Genomic DNA, 17,307 nt, shown 5'->3' with positions numbered 1-17,307 from the left:
GATGGACAAGAGGATCTTCGGTATCGAGACCGAATTCGGCATTTCGTATTCGAGCCCCGATTCGCGGCCGCTGGCCCCGGAAGAGGTGGCCCGGTACCTTTTCCGCAAGGTAGTCAGCTGGGGACGCTCGTCCAACGTCTTCCTGACCAACGGCTCACGCCTCTACCTCGACGTGGGATCGCACCCCGAGTACGCCACCGCCGAGTGCGACGACCTCGCGCAGCTGATCGCCCATGACCGGGCCGGCGAACTGATCCTCGATGACCTCGTGGACGAAGCCCAGTCCCGGCTGGCAGCAGAAGGCTTCAACGGCACCGTCTACCTGTTCAAGAACAACACCGATTCCGCCGGCAACTCCTACGGCAGCCACGAAAACTACCTGATTCCACGGCGTGGGGAATTCTCCCGGCTCGCCGAAATCCTCATTCCATTCCTCGTGACGCGGCAGCTGATTGCCGGCGCAGGAAAAATCCTCAAGACCCCGCACGGCGCGACCTACGCCTTTTCTCAACGTGCAGACCACATCTGGGAGGGCGTGTCCTCGGCCACCACCCGGTCCCGTCCCATCATCAACACCCGGGACGAGCCCCACGCCGACGCCGAATTCTTCCGCAGGCTCCACGTGATCGTGGGCGACTCGAACATGTCCGAGACCACCGCCCTCCTCAAAGTAGGAACGGTGGACCTGATCCTCCGCATGATCGAGGCGGGTGTGATCATGCGCGACATGCGTATGGAGAACCCCATCCGGAGCATCCGGGAGATCTCCCACGACCTCAGTGGACGGGCCTTGGTCCGGCTGGCCAACGGACGCCAACTCACAGCCCTGGAGATCCAGCAGGAGTACCTGACGAAGGTCACTGCTTTCGTCCAGGAGCATGGGGCGCACAACCCGCACGTGCCGCTGATACTGGACCTGTGGGGCAGGACGTTGAGGGCCATCGAGAGCGGAGACACCAGTTCGATTGACACCGAGATCGACTGGGCCATCAAAAAGAAGCTGATGGACAACTACCGGCAACGGCACGGGCTCGGCCTTGATGCACCGCGGATCGCACAATTGGACCTCACTTACCATGACATCTCCCGGACGAGGGGGCTGTACTACCTCCTACAGTCCAGGGGCGCCGTCCGCCGCGTGGTGGACGACACCGTGGTCAAGGATGCAGTGGACGCTCCGCCGCAGACCACGCGCGCCAAACTGCGCGGCGACTTCGTCCGGCGTGCCCAGGAACTCGGCCGGGACTACACAGTGGACTGGGTGCACCTGAAACTCAATGACCGCGCCCACCAGACCATCCTCTGCAAGGATCCGTTCCGCAGCGTGGATGACCGTGTGGATGCGCTCCTGGACTCTATGGGCTGACACTCAGCTTCAGGGGCTATTCTGGATGGGGCCGTTCTTCGGTCCTGAGCTGCGCCGAGGGATATTTTTCGGTGCAGCGTCCATCCTGCCCCGACGAAAGTTCTTACGTGCGCCGACTACTAGCAATCCTTATCCCCGGTCTGCTGCTGCTTACCGCCTGTGGAGGCGGGACGCCCGCAGCACCGGAGCCCACCAGCCAGTCCGCAGGTGATACTGCCAAGTTCGACTCCCTGAAACTGACGGACAACGGGGACAAAAAAGCTCCCGGTGTTGAGTTCACCAAGCCGCTGGACGTAGCGGAGCCCACCATCAAGGTCGTCACCGAAGGCACCGGCGATTCCCTCAAGGCGAACCAGGTGGCCAACATTTCCATCCTCGCCCTGAACGGTACTGACGGGGCCACACTCGAAGACACCTACGCAGGCGAACCCGAGCCCCTGGAACTGAACGAGGAGCTAAAGACCGGCGGCGCCGTCATCTATAACGCTTTTGTCGGTTCCAAGATCGGCTCGACCCTGGCCCTGGCCATTCCTGGCAAGGCGGCAGCCGCTGAAGGCGCCGCAGCGCAGCCCACCCAGCTGCTGCTGATTAAGGTACTTTCAGCCACGGATGTAACCCCGGTGCTCGAAAAGCCCGAGGGTGAAACAGTAACCCCGCCCGCCGGCCTCCCCACGGTCAAGGACAACGACCAGGGCGTGCCGGAAATCTCCGTTGAGGGTGTCGCAGCCCCGACTGCCCTCGTGTCCCAGGACCTGATCAAGGGCACCGGCGCGGAAGTCAAGGAAACCGACACACTGACGGTGAACTATGTGGGCGTCACCCTGGTTGGCGGCACCAAATTCGACTCCAGCTTTGACCGTGGCGAGACGGCCAGCTTCGCGCTGACCGGCGTCATTCCGGGCTGGACCAAGGGCCTTGCAGGCAAGACGGTGGGCTCCCGGGTCCTTCTGGTCATCCCCAAGGACCTCGCGTATGGTGATGCAGGCCAGGGCGAAGCCAAGGGCGACCTTGTCTTCGTCGTGGATATCCTCGGCGCCAAATAGCCCCATCGCGGGCCCCAAACCGGGCCCGGCAAGACTTCAGGCAAAACTTCACCCGCCCAACAAATAAAAGGAGCAAGCATGTCATTTGGTCAGCGCGAATTCGACCGCCAGAAGCCGGAAATTGACTTCCCGGAAGGCGATGTTCCCACGGAACTGGTCATCACCGACCTCATTGAGGGCGACGGTGCCGAAGCGAAAGCCGGCGACACCGTGTCCACCCACTACGTAGGTGTCGCCTGGTCCACGGGCGAGGAATTCGACGCCTCCTGGGGCCGGGGCGCTCCGCTGGACTTCCGGGTCGGAGTTGGCCAGGTCATCCAGGGTTGGGACCAGGGCCTGCTGGGCATGAAGGTTGGCGGCCGTCGTCGCCTCGAGATCCCCTCGGAGCTGGCTTACGGCTCACGCGGCGCCGGGGGAGCGATCAAGCCCAACGAAGCCCTGATCTTCGTAGTTGACCTCGTGGGCGTCCGCTAAGCGGAGCCCTCCAGGCCCCAGGGCGCGGTAATGATCGGATGAGCTCATCCGTTCATTACCGCGCCTTCTGCTTTCCCCCGCGGATTTTAGTAACGTAGCGAGGGTGTCCCCATCCCGTACAGAACGCCTGCTTAATCTCCTGATAGCCCTCCTGAACACCAGGTATGGCCTGCACCGCAGCGATTTGCGCGAAACGGTCTACCGTGACGTTGCCGGCAACGACGTGTCTTTCGGGCGGATGTTCGAACGGGACAAGACTGACCTGCGAAACTTCGGGTTCGACGTCGAAACCGTCACCGACCTCGGATGGAGCGAGGACGACCCCGCAACCACGCGATACCGGATCGGCAAGGAGTCCAACCGGCTTCCGGACGTCGAACTCAGCCCAGGGGAGTGGACGGTGATTCTCTTGGCCTCGCAGCTCTGGGAGCGTGCGGCCCTGGGCACCGCCGCGGCCAATGCCCTGCGAAAGCTCCAGGCGTCCAGCCGCCTCACTGACGTTGAACTGCCTCTCGGGGTCCAGCCGCGGATCAAACCCGCAGGAAAGGCCTTCGACGACCTCGTCGCAGCCATGCACGCCCAGCACCCGGTCTCCTTTTCCTACCTCGCGGGAAGTACAGGGAAAGAAGAACAGCGGACCGTTGAACCGTGGGGCCTGGGCAGTCGCTTCGGCCAGTGGTACCTTGCCGGCTACGACCGGACCCGACAGGCTCCTCGGCACTTCCGGCTGTCCCGTCTGACCAGCGCCATCACCGTCCTGGATAAAGAGCGCTACTCGCCGCCAGCGGACTTCAACATCCGGGGGGAGCTGGACCGGCTGCCGGAACTGCCGCTCCGGACCGCCGAGGTGGATGTGCGGGCCGGCCGCTTGCTGGGGCTTCGCCAGCGGGCCCTGCCAGGCGACCTTGGACCATCGGGAACGCCCGACGCCGGCTACGACCGCCTGAGCGTCCAGTACCGGGACGTGGAGGTACTTGCAGAGGAACTGGCCTCCTACGGTCCGGACGCCACCGCTGTGACCCCTGATGACCTCGTCACGGCTGTCCGGCGCCGGCTGCGGGCCGCGGCCGACTTCTGTGCGGCCCCGATTCCGGTCATTGATTTCCCGAACCAGCCCCGGCCGGGCAGCGTCCGGACCCGGACTTCCGAAGACCAGCTCAAACGCATGCTCCAGCTTGTTCCGTTCCTCGTCCACAATCAGGGATTGCACATCCAGGAGGTCGCTGAACGGTTTGGCGTCACGCGCAAGGAACTTGAAGGGGACCTGCAGATCCTGATCTGCTCCGGGCTGCCCGAGGGATATCCTGACGACCTCCTGGATATCCAATGGGAGGACGACCACGTTTACATCACGCAGGACCTGGACCTCAAAAGACCGGTCAGGTTCACCGTGGAGGAAGCCTGCGCACTCCTCACGGGCTTGGAAACACTGAACGGGCTGCCGGAACTCGCTGAAGGCGGCGCTCTGGAGTCGGTCACCCTGAAACTGATGGCTGCAGCCGGAGAGGAAGGGCTGCGCGCGGGAATGTTGGCCGGGCCGGAGGTCGGCCCCGCTGATTCGGCCACGCTGGACGTCGTCCGCCAAGCAATCGAGTCCCGGTCGCAGCTTCGCCTGGTATACCTGTCACCGCTGCGGGACCGCGTTTCCGAACGGAACGTGGACCCTCTTCGGCTCTATTCGCTGGACAATACGTGGTACTTCGAAGCCTACTGCCACTCCGCCCAGGGCCTGCGGAACTTCCGTCTTGACCGCGTGCAGGAGCTGCACCCGAACGGCAACGCGGCGTCGACAAGGCTGCAGCCCAACGAAGGTTTCCCGGCCAAGTTGTTTACACCGAACGACGACGACACGACTGTGACAGTCCAGCTCACCAGGCGGGGCGCAGGGCTGGCAGAGGACTACTACGCCGAGCGGACTTCGCCCCTTCCCGACGGCGGTCTGCTGGCTGAAATCCGCTTTGGCAACACGGCGTGGCTGCCAATGTTCGTGGCGCAGCACGGCGGGGCGGTGCGCATCCTGGAGCCACGGGAGCTTGCCGACCAGTCACGCGCCTGGGTCGCGGCGGCACTTGCCCGATACGGCGGCTAGACTTCTCAGCATGCCTTGGTGGTCTTGGATCCTTATCTGGATAGCGCTTGTTGCGGTATCTGTGCTGTTTTATGTCCTGTTGGGCATCCGGTTGTTCCGCCAGTTCATGGCGACGCTCAAGGATCTGGGGGCAGCCGGGGAGAAGCTTGGTCATTTCAGCCCCGCCCCTGCGCCGATACAGGCCCCACCGGCAACCCTTCCGGGTGCAGCGGTTTTTGCCTCTCCTGTTCAAATGCGACATGATTACCACACATCCAAATCAGCCCGCCGGGAAGACCGCCGCCTGAGGCGGGTCCAGCGCAGGACTGACCGTGGCCAGCGGCAGTCGCTTGGCGATCTGGACTTCACTTAGACGTAGGATGTTTTAAGAGGAAAGGAATTCCCGTGGGAAGACTCTTTGATGGCCCCTGGCCGATCGTCATTATTATCGTTGTTGCTTTGCTGCTCTTCGCCGCCCCTAAGCTTCCTGCCATGGCTCGCAGCCTTGGCCAGTCCATGCGGATCATCAAGTCCGAGGTCAAGGAAATGAAGAACGACGGCAAGACCGAAACCCCCGCTGACACGACCGGACCGGTGGAGGGCAAGATCGTCAACCACCCGCAGGCAAAGCCCGGTGACGCGACGGACGGTACTGATGTACCGCCGTCGAACCGCGCCTAACCCACGGTGGCACTGACGAGGGGCCGCAAAGCCAACCCAGAGGGCCGCATGGCCCTTTGGGACCACCTCAAGGAACTCAAGAACCGGCTGATCAAATCCGGGATCGGTGTCCTGGTCGGCGCGATCGGCGGATGGATACTTTATAACCCGCTGCTGTCGGCCCTCAAGGAGCCGGTGGACCGGATCGCACAGCAGACCGGTGGCGTATCGTCGGTCAACTTCTCGAACATCGGGTCGGCATTCGATTTCCAGCTGCAGATGTCTCTCATCATCGGCTTGGTCATTTCGAGTCCCATCTGGATCTACCAGCTGTGGGCTTTCATCACCCCGGGACTGACCAGCACTGAACGCCGTTACACCTTGGGCTACATGGCTGCCGCCGTTCCGCTCTTCCTTGCCGGCATTTGGGCAGGCTGGCTTGTGGTCCCACAGGTCGTCCGCGCCCTCACACAGTTCACCCCCGCCGGGTTCTCCAACATCATCGATGCCAGGGACTACATCGACTTTGTCACCCGGATGGTCCTTGTCCTCGGGTTTGCCTTCCTGGTCCCGGTGGTTTTGGTAGGGATCAACATGGCCGGCGTCGTCACCGGTCGGACCATCCTTAAGGCTTGGCGCATCACTGTATTCCTGGTGTTCGTCCTCGCGGCCATCGCCGCCCCGGGTGCTGACGCTATCTCCATGTTCATGCTGGCAGGGCCCTTGCTGGTGCTCTTTTTCGCAGCCATCGGCCTCTGTCTGCTGAACGACAAGCGCCGTGCCCGGCGAGTGGCCAAGCGCGAAGCCGAGACCGAGGCAACAGCCGACGTCGCGACGCCCGGAAACGAACTGAAGAACCTGTAGCCCCGCGCCCACTAGGCTGGAGTCATGTCCTCTATTTCCGGGCCGCCCCCCGCGGGTCCGTTCCCTTCCCGGCCGACCGTTCCAGAGCAGCTGTCGCCCTCTGAAAGTTACCGGGCCAGCACGGAGCGGACAGCCGAGGCCGCGAGCTATCTGGGCGGCTTCGTCCGCACCCTCGATTTTGAGCTGGACGACTTCCAGCGCCAGGCCTGCAGGTCCCTGCAGGAAGGCAGGGGCGTATTGGTCGCCGCACCCACCGGCGCCGGAAAAACCATCGTGGGTGAGTTCGCGATCTATCTCGCACTCGAGCGCAACCTCAAAGCCTTCTACACCACGCCCATCAAGGCCTTGAGCAACCAGAAGTTCGCCGAGCTTTCGGAAAAGTATGGACCCGAAAACGTTGGCCTCCTGACGGGGGACACCAGCATCAACGGCGAAGCGCCGGTGGTGGTGATGACCACCGAGGTCCTCCGTAATATGCTCTACGCCGACTCCGCGTCCCTGGAAGACCTTGGCTTCGTGGTGATGGATGAAGTGCACTACCTCGCAGACCGCTTTCGTGGCGCCGTCTGGGAGGAAGTCATCATCCACCTGCCCAGTGAGGTTCAGGTAGCTTCGCTGAGCGCCACGGTCTCAAACGCGGAAGAGTTCGGGGCCTGGCTGGACACCGTCCGGGGCGACACCGACATCATCGTCTCGGAGCATCGGCCCGTGCCATTGTGGCAGCACGTCATGGTGGGCAAGGAAATCGTGGACCTCTTCGCCGGCGAGACCACTTTTGACGAGATCGCCCCACCTGCAGACGCGGAGACCGGAGTACCGGCCCCTGCAGCAGTGCCGGAGGAGTTGCCCGGCCGTGGATTCGAGGTCAATCCGGACCTGTTGGCCATGGCAAGAAGCGAGAGCCAGCAAAGTTTCCGCGGACGCTTCGGCCACGGCGGCCGCAGCCAACGCCGACAACACAGGCAGCGCGGAGACGACAGGCCGGGCCAGGGCCCCCAGCCAGTCGGCGTCCGGAAGGCCAGCCGCCCCCAGGTCATTGCCAGCCTCGACCGGCAGGACCTGCTGCCGTCCATCACCTTCATTTTTTCCCGTGCCGGCTGCGATGCAGCCGTGGCACAATGCGTCTCCTCCGGGCTGTGGCTGACCACGGAGAAAGAGCAGCGCATTATTGCCCAGCGCGTTGACGAGGCCGGGCAGGACATCCCCTCCGAAGACCTTGATGTGCTTGGCTTCTGGACGTGGAGGGACGGCCTGCTCCGGGGCTTTGCGGCCCATCACGCTGGAATGCTGCCCACCTTCAAGGAGGTCGTGGAGAAACTGTTCGTTGAGGGCCTGGTCAAAGCGGTCTTCGCCACGGAAACGCTCGCCCTGGGTGTAAACATGCCAGCGCGGTCCGTGGTCCTGGAGAAACTGGACAAGTTCAACGGCGAAGCCCACGTGGATATCACAGCAGGGGAGTACACCCAGTTGACGGGCCGCGCGGGCAGGCGCGGAATCGACGTCGAGGGCCATGCGGTAGTGCTGTGGCAGCCAGGAACGGATCCGACGGCGGTGGCCGGGCTCGCATCGCGCCGGACATATCCGCTCAACTCAAGTTTCCGCCCGACTTACAACATGAGCATCAACCTGCTGGCGCAGTTCGGCCGCGCCCGGGCCCGCGAAATCCTGGAATCCTCCTTTGCACAGTTCCAGGCGGACCGCTCGGTGGTGGGCCTCGCCAGGCAAGTGCGCAGCAGGGAGGAATCGCTGGCCGGCTACGCCAAGTCGATGACCTGCCACCTGGGGGACTTCACCGAATATGCAAGGCTGCGCCGGGAGCTCTCAGACGCCGAAAACATGACCTCCCGGAGCAAATCGCGGGCAAGAAAGTCACTCAGTGACGACTCCTTGGCGCGGCTGCTGCCGGGGGACGTTGTGGATGTGCCCGGCGGACGCGCGCCAGGGCCGGCGATTGTGCTGAGTGCCGATCACAGCAGCCGGGAACCGCGGCCGGCCGTCCTGACGCTGGACAACCAGCTGCGTCGAATCGGGACCGAGGATCTGGAAGGGCCCATTGCGCCCATGACCCGGATCCGGATCCCGAAGTCCTTCAACGCCAAAGTGCCCAAGTCACGGCGTGACCTTGCCTCGTCAGCACGGAATGCCCTGCGGGAGAACCGGCCACCGGCGGCCACCAGCAGCCGGAACAATGACTTCGGCCTGGCTACGGCGCTGCCCAACCAGGAAAAGCGCATCGCTGACCTCCGGCGGGCGCTCCGCGCTCACCCCTGCCATGGCTGCAGTGAGCGTGAAGACCACGCCAGATGGTCCGAACGCTGGTGGAAGCTGCGCCGGGAAACCGACGCCTTGGTCAGGCAGATCCAGGGCCGGACCAACACCATCGCCAAAACGTTCGACCGCGTCTGCGACGTGCTCTCGGCCTACGGCTACCTGGAAACCACGGCTGACGGACGGCAGTCCATCAGCGCGGACGGCCAGCGGCTGCGGCGCATATATGGTGAAAAGGATCTGCTGATCTCCCAGTCCCTCCGACTTGGTGCTTTCGATGACCTGGACGCCGTCGAAGTTGCGGCCCTTGCCAGCGTGCTGGTGTACCAGGCCAAGCGCGAGGACCGGGGGCTCCGGCCGCGGATGCCCAGCATCTCGCTGGAGTCCTCCGTGGACGTCGTCATCCGGGAATGGTCCTCGCTTGAGGATGTGGAGGAACAGAACAAGCTTCCTTTGACCGGCGAGCCGGAACTGGGCCTGGTGTGGCCGATGTACAAGTGGGCAAAGGGCAGGCACCTGCAGGAGGTGCTTAACGGCACGGACCTTGCCGCAGGCGACTTCGTACGCTGGGTCAAGCAGGTCATCGACCTGCTTGACCAGCTCGCCAAGATTCCCGGGCTGGAACCCCGCCTTGCCCGGCTCTGCACCGAAGCCATTTCCTTGGTCCGCCGTGGCGTGGTGGCCTACTCGTCCGTCGTCTGACCTACCTGCCGCTGCCACCTCCGCGCGCGGCGCACTATCTCAAGGAGCCTTACAACACATGACCGAAGCAAAGTCTGCCACGCCGTCCCCGAACGAGCGCAAGGTGGTGCTTTACCGCAACGGTTCCGTGTACACGGCGGCGGATCCTTTTGCCACTGCCATGCTCGTGGACGGCGAAACAGTGGCGTGGGTGGGATCTGAGCAGGCGGCGTCATCCATCGCTGACAGCACCATGGAGGTCATCGACCTCCATGGTGGCCTGGTGGCGCCGGGATTTGTCGACTCGCACATCCATTTGACCGAAACGGGGATCGCCCTGGACTCCCTCCAACTTGGCCTGGTCAGATCCGCCCGGGAGCTGCTGGACGCAGTCCAGTCTGCGCCCGGGGAGGGTACCGTGCTCGGACACGGCTGGGACGAATCCACCTGGCACGATCCTTCCCTGCCCACCGCCGATGAACTTGAGCGCGCTGCGCAGGGCCGGCCTGTCTACCTGTCCAGGGTGGACGTTCACTCAGCCCTGGTGTCCCGTTCCCTCACCGCCACGGCCGGCCTGGCACAACTGGACGGATTTTCGCCGGAAGGCCACCTAAAGCGTGCGGCCCATAGCGCTGCCCGGCAGGCCACCCGGAACCTGCCGGAGGAAGCCTTGCGCAACTACCAGCGGCGCGCACTGGCTGAGGCGGCAGCGAACGGCTACGTCGCGGCCGCCGAAATGGGGGCACCCCACATTGGCGGGATGGCTGACCTTCGACTGGCTGCGTCCTGGAACCTTGGCTGGCCCGGAACAGAAGCGTTCCCGGAGGTTCTCCCGTACTGGGGAGAACTGGCTCTGACCCCGGAACACGCACAGTCGATCCTCGATGAACTGGGGGTGCCCGTCCGTGGACTTGCGGGCGACTTGAACATCGATGGCTCCATCGGTTCCAGGACCGCGGCGCTCCGTTCCGACTACAGCGACGCGACGGGGGAGCGGGGCAGCCTGTACCTTTCGGTGGACCAGGCTGCTGCCCATCTCGCCGCGTGCTCCCTCCTTGGAATCCAGGGCGGGTTCCACGTCATAGGCGACGCCGGGCTGGACACCGCCCTCGCGGCCCTTGACCTTGCCGCCGCCGAAGTGGGGGAACAACGTATCCGGTCTGCGGGCCACCGGTTTGAGCACGTCGAGATCGCAGATTCCAAGGCAGTGGAGCGGCTGGCGCACTACTCCGTCACGGTCAGTTCGCAGCCTGGATTTGACGCCGCCTGGGGCGCAGACGGAAGCCTCTACGCACAACGCCTTGGCAGCCGCAGCAGCAGCATGAACCCCTTCGCCTCGTTCTACTCAGCCGGTGTGCCCATCACTTTCGGAAGCGACAGCCCGGTAACGCCTTTGCGCCCGTGGGCCAGTGTCCGCGCATGCCTGGAACACCACAATGCCGATCAGCGGATCTCGGCCCGCGCCGCCTTCCTTGGCCACACCCGCGCCGGCTGGCGGGCTGCGAAGTACCACAACCCCATGGCCGGGCAGTTGGTTCCGGGGGCACCGGCAAGTTTTGCCGTGTGGGACGTCGAAGAACTTATGGTCCAGGTGGCTGACGGCAGGGTCCAGTCGTGGAGCACCGACCCCCGTGCCCGCACCCCCCTCCTCCCCGCCCTGGACACGGATACGGACCCCGTTTGCCTGCAGACGGTCCGTGACGGAGCCGAGCTGTACTGCAACCCGGCCCTCCGCTCCTGAACACGGCCCACCGGGCATCACCCTATAATGGGAAGTTGCGCCTGCCAGTGCCTCCGCTGCGCACCAGGTGCTCTGACCGCTTTCATCCAGGAAAGGCTCTCCGTGCGCGTCCTCACCATCATTCCTACTTACAACGAGCTGGAATCGCTTCCCAAGACCCTCCAACGCCTTCGGGCCGCCGTGCCGGCGTCGGATGTACTGGTGGTCGATGACAACAGCCCTGACGGGACGGGGCAGTTGGCTGACGGCTTCGCTGCCGAAGACTCCCAGGTCCACGTTTTGCACCGCAAGGGTAAGGAAGGCCTTGGCGCTGCATACATTGCGGGCTTCAAATGGGGTTTGGACGCCGGCTACGACGTCCTGGTGGAAATGGACGCTGATGGCTCCCACAAGCCGGAACAGCTGCCGCTCCTTCTGGACGCCATTGACCAGGGCGCAGACCTGGCGATGGGTTCGCGGTGGGTCGCTGGCGGCAGCGTGGTCAACTGGCCGTTGTACCGCCAGGCCATTTCCCGGATCGGCAGCACTTACGCCCGCATCATGCTGGGCCTGAAGATCAAGGACGTCACCGGCGGTTACCGGGCCTTCCGCAGGACCACCCTGGAAAAGCTTAACCTCGACCAGGTGGACTCCGTGGGTTACGGTTTCCAGGTCGACCTCGCCTGGCGCGTCGCGAAGATGGGGCTAAGGATTGAGGAACGGCCCATCACCTTCGTGGAGCGTGAGCTGGGTGCGTCGAAGATGAGCGGAAACATCGTTGTGGAAGCAATGATCAACGTCACCAAGTGGGGTCTGCTGGCCCGCTGGAACAAGCTGACCGGCAAGGATTCTTCCCAGACATGACCGCCGCGCTGGGTGGCGGCCGCCGCCCGGCTTTTGGTCAAACCTGAAAAGGGCCGTCCGGCACCTGTTGGTGCGGGACGGCCCTTTCAGTATGCCGCTCGGCGGCTCTTACTGGTCTGCGGAGTTAGGCTGTGCGCCGTTCGCCACGGCGTTCGCGCAGGATTGTGAGACGGTCTTCAAGAATCTGCTCCAGCTCGGGGAGGGTCCGCCGCTCAAGCAACATGTCCCAGTGAGTGCGGACGGCCTTTTCGTTGCTGGTGTCGGGACGCTCGCCGTCAACCAGAAGCGCTTCCTTGCCGGTCTTGGAAACCCAGACCGGGGGGATTTCCGCCTCGGAGGAGAAGGTGACAAAGACCTGCTCGCCATCCTCGCACCTGTATTCGACACGCTGACGCGGAGCCGGCTCCACGCCTGACTCGGTCTCCATGCTCTGCGCGCCAAGGCGCATACCCCGCAGGCTGCGATCGCTCATGTTTTCTCCCTCTGGTCGGTTCGCGGAGCAAGGCCCCACGCTAGCCGGGGGCGGTACAGGCCGCCCGGACTACTGTGTGCACTGTGCTGCATCAATAGATTCAACGCATTGCGAAGCTTTCTTGTTCCGTCGGTTCTCACCGGACCGGACAAATATTCAATTATACGGGTTTTGGGGACCGGTCACCAAACTGATGGGGATCCGCGCCAAAGCACGGATCCCCATCAGTATGTGGTGTTTCGGGTCAGGACCCTGGCTGTTTGGCAGCCACCTCATCGAACAAACCCCCGCTGGCCTGAGGGTCGGGGTTGGTGCCGCCGAGTGCATTCCCGATTCCCTTCAGTGCTTCGCCGACTTCACTGGGGATAATCCACAGCTTGTTGGAGCTTCCCTCAGCGAGCTTAGGCAGGGTCTGAAGGTATTGGTACGCCAGGAGCTTCTGGTCGGGATTGCCCTTGTGGATGGCATCGAAGACCTTTTGAATGGCCTGCGCTTCACCGTCAGCACGGAGGATGGCCGCCTTTGCGTCACCCTCTGCGGCCAGGATGGATGCCTGGCGCTGGCCTTCGGCAGTGAGGATCGCCGACTGCTTGGTGCCTTCTGCAGTGAGGATGGCAGCGCGGCGGTCACGTTCGGCGCGCATCTGCTTTTCCATGGAGTCCTGGATGGAATGCGGCGGATCAATGGCCTTCAGCTCAACGCGCGAGACCCGGATGCCCCATCGGCCGGTTGCCTCATCCAGCACACCGCGCAGCTGTCCATTGATCTGGTCGCGGGAGGTCAGGGCCTCTTCCAGGTTCAGTCCACCGACGACGTTTCGCAGCGTGGTGGTGGTCAGCTGCTCAACGGCCTGGATGTAGTTCGCGATCTCGTATGTGGCAGCCCGTGGATCGGTGACCTGGAAATAGACCACGGTGTCAATGGATACCACCAGGTTGTCCTCGGTGATGACCGGCTGCGGCGGGAATGACACCACCTGTTCCCGAAGGTCAAGGAGGGGCAGGAGTCGGTCGACGAAGGGAATCAGGATGGTCAGGCCGGGGTTCAGCGTCCGTTGATACTTACCGAGGCGTTCTACAACACCGGCCCGCGCCTGCGGGATGATACGCACCGAGCGGACCAGAACAATTATCACGAACACGATCAGGACCACCAGCACAATGGCCACTGCGGCTCCTCCTGCGTTATCCATACATCTCCTCTTATCCCCAGTTGTTATTGAAGCTGTATCTAGGCCGGGCCGGCAGGTTCCGGCCGGGCTGCAACCACCGCGGTGGCGCCGTCGATAGCGGAAACCACTACCTTCTCGCCGGCCGCCAGGACTCCGGCTGCCGAGCGAGCGGTCCAGACGTCGCCGCCGATCTTTACGAGGCCACCGGTGGAACTGACAGGTTCCATCACCAGCGCCTGCTCGCCGATGAGCCGGTCAACGTTGGTGCGTTGTTCGCTGGGCCCTTTTTTCAGGTGCGTGAGTGCCACTGGCCGCACGAAGGCAATCATCAACAGTGACACCACGCAGAAGACCACGATCTGCAGCCAGAGGTCGGCGCCGGCGAAGTCTGCGACCAGGGCAGCGAGGGTGCCGCCGCCGAGCATGATGAAGAACAGGTCAAGTGTGATCATCTCGATCACTGCAAAAGCGAGGAAGGCGGTGAGCCACAGTGCCCACCAGTTCTCGCCAAGCCACTCAAACATTCCGTCCCCCTTCGACAGCCTTCGGTCGTGCAGCGTGCAACGACGGCAGGCCCTCAGTACTGTCCTCCAATCGTAGTCCGAAGGGCAGCAGGGCGTTAGGTTGCGCCGACTTTCGCGGGGATAGTGGCCAAGTCGTTACCGCGACGGTGTCAGGCGGAAGACGCTGATGCGGAACCGCGCCGCCACGGCGGTGTTTGATTCCAGTCCGGCCAGACGTTCTGAGAGCTCCGCGCGGTCCAGGTGATGACCGGCTGGACCCATGTAGGCGAGGTCGGCAACTTCCTCGGGTGAAAGGACCAGTGGAATGTCCAGGTCGTGGACGGCTTCGAGGCTGAACTGGGCAGACATCGCATCAACGAGCTTGTCGTCTTTGCCCTCTTCGATCCCGAGCATCCCCGTCCGCCCGGCTATGGCCGCGAGGTGGCCAGCCCTGGGCGTGACCACCACCAGCCGTCCGCCGGGCCGCAGGACGCGGGCGAATTCCGCCCGGTTTCGGGGCGCGAAGATCACCGTCACGACGTCGATGGCATGGTCCGCCACGGGCAGCGGCTGCCACACATCGCATACGAGATTGACGGCTTCGGGATTAAGGCGGGCCGCCCGCCTCAGGGCGAATTTTGAGATGTCCAAGCCGATGGCCGTGACATGGGAGGACGCTGCCGCGGCCGCGTCAAGCATCACCCGCAGGTAGTAGCCAGTGCCGGTGCCGGAGTCCAGCAGGGTCGCCGCTTCCGTGGGAAGGAAGGGAACGACGGCGGCAGCCACTGCCTCAGCGAGCGGACCGTAGTGGCCGGTCGCCAGGAAGCCCACGCGGGCGGCCACCATTTCGGCGGTATCGGCCTCGAATGCGGTGCCTTTCCCGACGAGGAGATTGAAGTATCCCTGTTTGGCGGCGTCGAAGCTGTGTCCCTCAGCGCAGGCCAGGACTGGCGTGCCGGCGTCGCGGATCATGTTCAGCTGCGAACGGCAGACTGGGCAGCGCAGCGCCAGTACAGGGGAGGAGAGCATGTCCACCATCTTATGGCGGCTGGCCGCGCAGACACCGCGCGCGGGACCACTCGGCGTTCTTCTCCCGGGGAGGGGCGCAGGTTAGGCTCACGGGGTGATGCCAGAACACCTCCCGCTGTTAAACACCGTATCGGCTCCGGCCGTCCACCCTGACGGGAGCCGTGCCGTGGTTTCGGTCACCAGACCCGACTTTGATGCCGACGCCTATGTCGGACAGCTATGGACTGTCCCCCTGGATCCCGGGCTCCTGCCGCGCCGGATCACCCGAGGCTTCAAGGATTCGGCACCTTCCTTCTCCCCGGACGGCCTGGCATTGGCTTTTCTGCGCGCAACGGGGCCGTCCGCGAAGCCGCAGCTGTTTGTTGTGGAAGCAGGTGGCGGTGAACCGCGGGCGTTGACTGACCGGCTCCTGGGCGTCGACGGCTTTTCCTGGTCACCGGATTCCCAGCGGATTGTCTTCAGCTCCCGGGAACCTGCCGCAGGCCGCTACGGTACCTGGGAGAACGTAGGACACGCAGCTGAGGATCCGCGGCTCGTCACCGAGTTCCAGTACCGGCTCAACGGGGTGGGGTACACGAAAGACAAACCTGCCCAGCTTTTTGTCCTGGACGTCCCGGAATTTGGCGAGGAACCGCGCGTTGTTCCGCGCGGACGTGCCCAGCAGGACCACAAGCCAGCTGGCAACGTCCCCCTCGCCACGCAGTTGACTTCCGCCGCCACCGACCATGAGAGCGCGGCATTCAGTGCCGACGGCGCCTTCGTCTACTATGTTTCCGCACCGCCCGGGAGCGACGAATCGCTGGAGACCGGCATCTACCGTGTGCCGTCCGGGGGTGGAGAACCACTGCACGTGGAGCAGGCAGGAGCGCCGCGGCAAACCGTTCACGCCGTCCGGCAGTCCAGGGACGGCAAGTGGCTGTTCTTTGTCGCCAGGGATCTCGGTGAATCCGGAACGGACTTCGTGGCCCGCAACGCGGTACTTTACTGCATGCCCACGGGGGGCGGCGAAGCAACAGCGCTCACAGACCCGGAGATCATGGACGTGGCCTGCCCAGACGACCGCCTCGAACTGCGCGGGCCGGCCGGAGCCGTAGTGCTGAACAACGCCCAGGGCACCGTGGAACTGCTGGAGTTGCATGCCACAGGTGAGCATGCATTGCTGGTTCATGGGGACCAGGTTGTTACCGGGGCCGCCTGGGCCGGCGGATCCATGTTCGTCTCGTTCAGCGGCCCTTCCACCGCCGGCGATGTGGCCATCCTCGAGGACGGGCAATTGCGGCTCCTCACGGATTTTTCCGCTGCGCTTCGCCGGCAGGCGGAGCTCACCGTTCCCCAGGAGCTCACGTTCCCTTCAGCGGACGGATATCCGGTGCACGGCTGGCTGTTCATGCCTGCGGGCAAGGGGCCCCATCCTGTACTCCTGTCCGTTCACGGCGGGCCGTTCGCCCAGTACACGCTGGCCATTCATGACGAAGCCCAGGTTTATGCGGCTGCCGGCTATGCGGTGCTGATGTGCAACCCGCGAGGCTCCGCAGGCTATGGCCAGGACCACGGACGCGCCATCAAGGGGGCCATGGGCACGCTCGACATGCAGGATGTCCTGGCGTTCCTTGATGGGGCACTGTCGAAATTTCCGGCCTTGGACACCGGCAGGCTTGGCATGGTGGGCGGCTCCTATGGCGGTTATCTCACCGCGCTGACCATTGCCCGCGACCACCGTTTCACAGCTGCCATCGTGGAGCGTGGATTCCTCGATCCGGTCAGTTTTGAAGGATCGGCGGACATTGGGTGGTACTTCGGTGCAGAGTACCTGGGCCGGTCGCGCTCTGCCGTGGCGGCGCAGAGCCCAATGGAACATGTGGACGAGGTCCGGACTCCTGCGCTGGTCATTCACAGCGAGAATGACCTGCGGTGCCCGGTGGAGCAGGGCCAGCGCTACTTCACTGCCCTGAAGCGGAACGGGGTCCCGACCGGGCTGCTCCTGTTCCCGGGCGAGGACCATGAACTTTCCAGGACAGGTACGCCACACCACCGTCGCCTCCGGTTCGAGCACATCCTCCGCTGGTGGTCCCGATACCTGCCGACGGCGGCGAACCCCGCCGGGACCGACGCCTGAGGGCCCGA

General features: G+C 63.9%; 15 protein-coding genes. 11 read left to right on the top strand and 4 right to left on the bottom strand.

Going from position 1 to position 17,307, the window contains the following annotated elements:
* The first annotated feature begins 1 nt into the window (after position 1).
* From pafA to V9L17_RS09275, 10 genes are all read left to right on the top strand, one after another.
* Positions 2-1,366, top strand: a complete 1,365-nt coding sequence (gene pafA, locus V9L17_RS09320) for a Pup--protein ligase (protein ID WP_337348267.1) — start codon at positions 2-4, stop codon at positions 1,364-1,366.
* Positions 1,367-1,473: 107 nt separating this feature from the next.
* Complete coding sequence (locus tag V9L17_RS09315; protein ID WP_337348266.1) at positions 1,474-2,409, top strand: FKBP-type peptidyl-prolyl cis-trans isomerase; 936 nt, start codon at positions 1,474-1,476, stop codon at positions 2,407-2,409.
* Between the two features lie 78 nt (positions 2,410-2,487).
* Positions 2,488-2,883: an FKBP-type peptidyl-prolyl cis-trans isomerase gene (locus tag V9L17_RS09310; protein ID WP_337348265.1), complete on the top strand. Its 396-nt coding sequence runs from the start codon at positions 2,488-2,490 to the stop codon at positions 2,881-2,883.
* A gap of 103 nt (positions 2,884-2,986) precedes the next feature.
* On the top strand, positions 2,987-4,972 hold the full coding sequence (locus V9L17_RS09305; protein ID WP_337351210.1) for a helix-turn-helix transcriptional regulator: 1,986 nt from the start codon (positions 2,987-2,989) through the stop codon (positions 4,970-4,972).
* Between the two features lie 10 nt (positions 4,973-4,982).
* Entirely contained in the window at positions 4,983-5,324 is a 342-nt protein-coding gene (locus V9L17_RS09300) for a hypothetical protein (RefSeq protein ID WP_337351209.1), read from the top strand.
* Between the two features lie 32 nt (positions 5,325-5,356).
* On the top strand, positions 5,357-5,632 hold the full coding sequence (gene tatA, locus V9L17_RS09295) for a Sec-independent protein translocase subunit TatA (RefSeq protein ID WP_337348262.1): 276 nt from the start codon (positions 5,357-5,359) through the stop codon (positions 5,630-5,632).
* Positions 5,633-5,680: 48 nt separating this feature from the next.
* Positions 5,681-6,475 carry a twin-arginine translocase subunit TatC gene (tatC, locus tag V9L17_RS09290; RefSeq protein WP_337351208.1) on the top strand — a complete coding sequence of 265 codons (795 nt, stop codon included), beginning with the start codon at positions 5,681-5,683 and terminating at the stop codon, positions 6,473-6,475.
* Between the two features lie 24 nt (positions 6,476-6,499).
* On the top strand, positions 6,500-9,445 hold the full coding sequence (locus V9L17_RS09285; RefSeq protein ID WP_337351207.1) for a DEAD/DEAH box helicase: 2,946 nt from the start codon (positions 6,500-6,502) through the stop codon (positions 9,443-9,445).
* Between the two features lie 58 nt (positions 9,446-9,503).
* Positions 9,504-11,165: an amidohydrolase gene (locus V9L17_RS09280; RefSeq protein WP_337351206.1), complete on the top strand. Its 1,662-nt coding sequence runs from the start codon at positions 9,504-9,506 to the stop codon at positions 11,163-11,165.
* A 102-nt stretch (positions 11,166-11,267) separates the two neighbouring features.
* On the top strand, positions 11,268-12,008 hold the full coding sequence (locus V9L17_RS09275) for a polyprenol monophosphomannose synthase (protein WP_337351205.1): 741 nt from the start codon (positions 11,268-11,270) through the stop codon (positions 12,006-12,008).
* 124 nt (positions 12,009-12,132) lie between these two features.
* On the opposite strand, the gene V9L17_RS09270 is transcribed toward V9L17_RS09275, so the two are convergent.
* From V9L17_RS09270 to V9L17_RS09255, 4 genes are all read right to left on the bottom strand, one after another.
* Complete coding sequence (locus tag V9L17_RS09270; protein ID WP_066291394.1) at positions 12,133-12,480, bottom strand: RNA polymerase-binding protein RbpA; 348 nt, start codon at positions 12,478-12,480, stop codon at positions 12,133-12,135.
* A gap of 244 nt (positions 12,481-12,724) precedes the next feature.
* Positions 12,725-13,672: an SPFH domain-containing protein gene (locus V9L17_RS09265; protein WP_337348257.1), complete on the bottom strand. Its 948-nt coding sequence runs from the start codon at positions 13,670-13,672 to the stop codon at positions 12,725-12,727.
* Between the two features lie 38 nt (positions 13,673-13,710).
* Complete coding sequence (locus V9L17_RS09260; RefSeq protein ID WP_337348256.1) at positions 13,711-14,175, bottom strand: NfeD family protein; 465 nt, start codon at positions 14,173-14,175, stop codon at positions 13,711-13,713.
* Between the two features lie 135 nt (positions 14,176-14,310).
* Positions 14,311-15,183 carry a putative RNA methyltransferase gene (locus V9L17_RS09255; RefSeq protein ID WP_337351204.1) on the bottom strand — a complete coding sequence of 291 codons (873 nt, stop codon included), beginning with the start codon at positions 15,181-15,183 and terminating at the stop codon, positions 14,311-14,313.
* Positions 15,184-15,280: 97 nt separating this feature from the next.
* Between V9L17_RS09255 and V9L17_RS09250 the strand changes: the two genes are divergently transcribed.
* On the top strand, positions 15,281-17,299 hold the full coding sequence (locus tag V9L17_RS09250) for a S9 family peptidase (RefSeq protein ID WP_443198024.1): 2,019 nt from the start codon (positions 15,281-15,283) through the stop codon (positions 17,297-17,299).
* Positions 17,300-17,307 lie beyond the last annotated feature (8 nt).

It is taken from the genome of Pseudarthrobacter sp. CCNWLW207 (genome assembly GCF_037203945.1).
Lineage (GTDB): Bacteria > Actinomycetota > Actinomycetes > Actinomycetales > Micrococcaceae > Arthrobacter.
Note: the sequence above shows the minus strand (reverse complement) of the source record. Positions and strands in the feature narration are given on the sequence as shown.

What these genes read in the sequence shown, in the direction of transcription:
- pafA (WP_337348267.1), top strand. Translation starts at nt 2, where the DNA reads ATGGACAAGAGGATCTTCGGTATCGAGACCGAATTCGGCATTTCGTAT.
- V9L17_RS09310 (WP_337348265.1), top strand. Translation starts at nt 2,488, where the DNA reads ATGTCATTTGGTCAGCGCGAATTCGACCGCCAGAAGCCGGAAATTGAC.
- V9L17_RS09300 (WP_337351209.1), top strand. Translation starts at nt 4,983, where the DNA reads ATGCCTTGGTGGTCTTGGATCCTTATCTGGATAGCGCTTGTTGCGGTA.
- tatC (WP_337351208.1), top strand. Translation starts at nt 5,681, where the DNA reads ATGGCCCTTTGGGACCACCTCAAGGAACTCAAGAACCGGCTGATCAAA.
- V9L17_RS09285 (WP_337351207.1), top strand. Translation starts at nt 6,500, where the DNA reads ATGTCCTCTATTTCCGGGCCGCCCCCCGCGGGTCCGTTCCCTTCCCGG.
- V9L17_RS09280 (WP_337351206.1), top strand. Translation starts at nt 9,504, where the DNA reads ATGACCGAAGCAAAGTCTGCCACGCCGTCCCCGAACGAGCGCAAGGTG.
- V9L17_RS09270 (WP_066291394.1), bottom strand. Translation starts at nt 12,480, where the DNA reads ATGAGCGATCGCAGCCTGCGGGGTATGCGCCTTGGCGCGCAGAGCATG.
- V9L17_RS09265 (WP_337348257.1), bottom strand. Translation starts at nt 13,672, where the DNA reads ATGGATAACGCAGGAGGAGCCGCAGTGGCCATTGTGCTGGTGGTCCTG.
- V9L17_RS09260 (WP_337348256.1), bottom strand. Translation starts at nt 14,175, where the DNA reads ATGTTTGAGTGGCTTGGCGAGAACTGGTGGGCACTGTGGCTCACCGCC.
- V9L17_RS09255 (WP_337351204.1), bottom strand. Translation starts at nt 15,183, where the DNA reads ATGCTCTCCTCCCCTGTACTGGCGCTGCGCTGCCCAGTCTGCCGTTCG.
- V9L17_RS09250 (WP_443198024.1), top strand. Translation starts at nt 15,281, where the DNA reads ATGCCAGAACACCTCCCGCTGTTAAACACCGTATCGGCTCCGGCCGTC.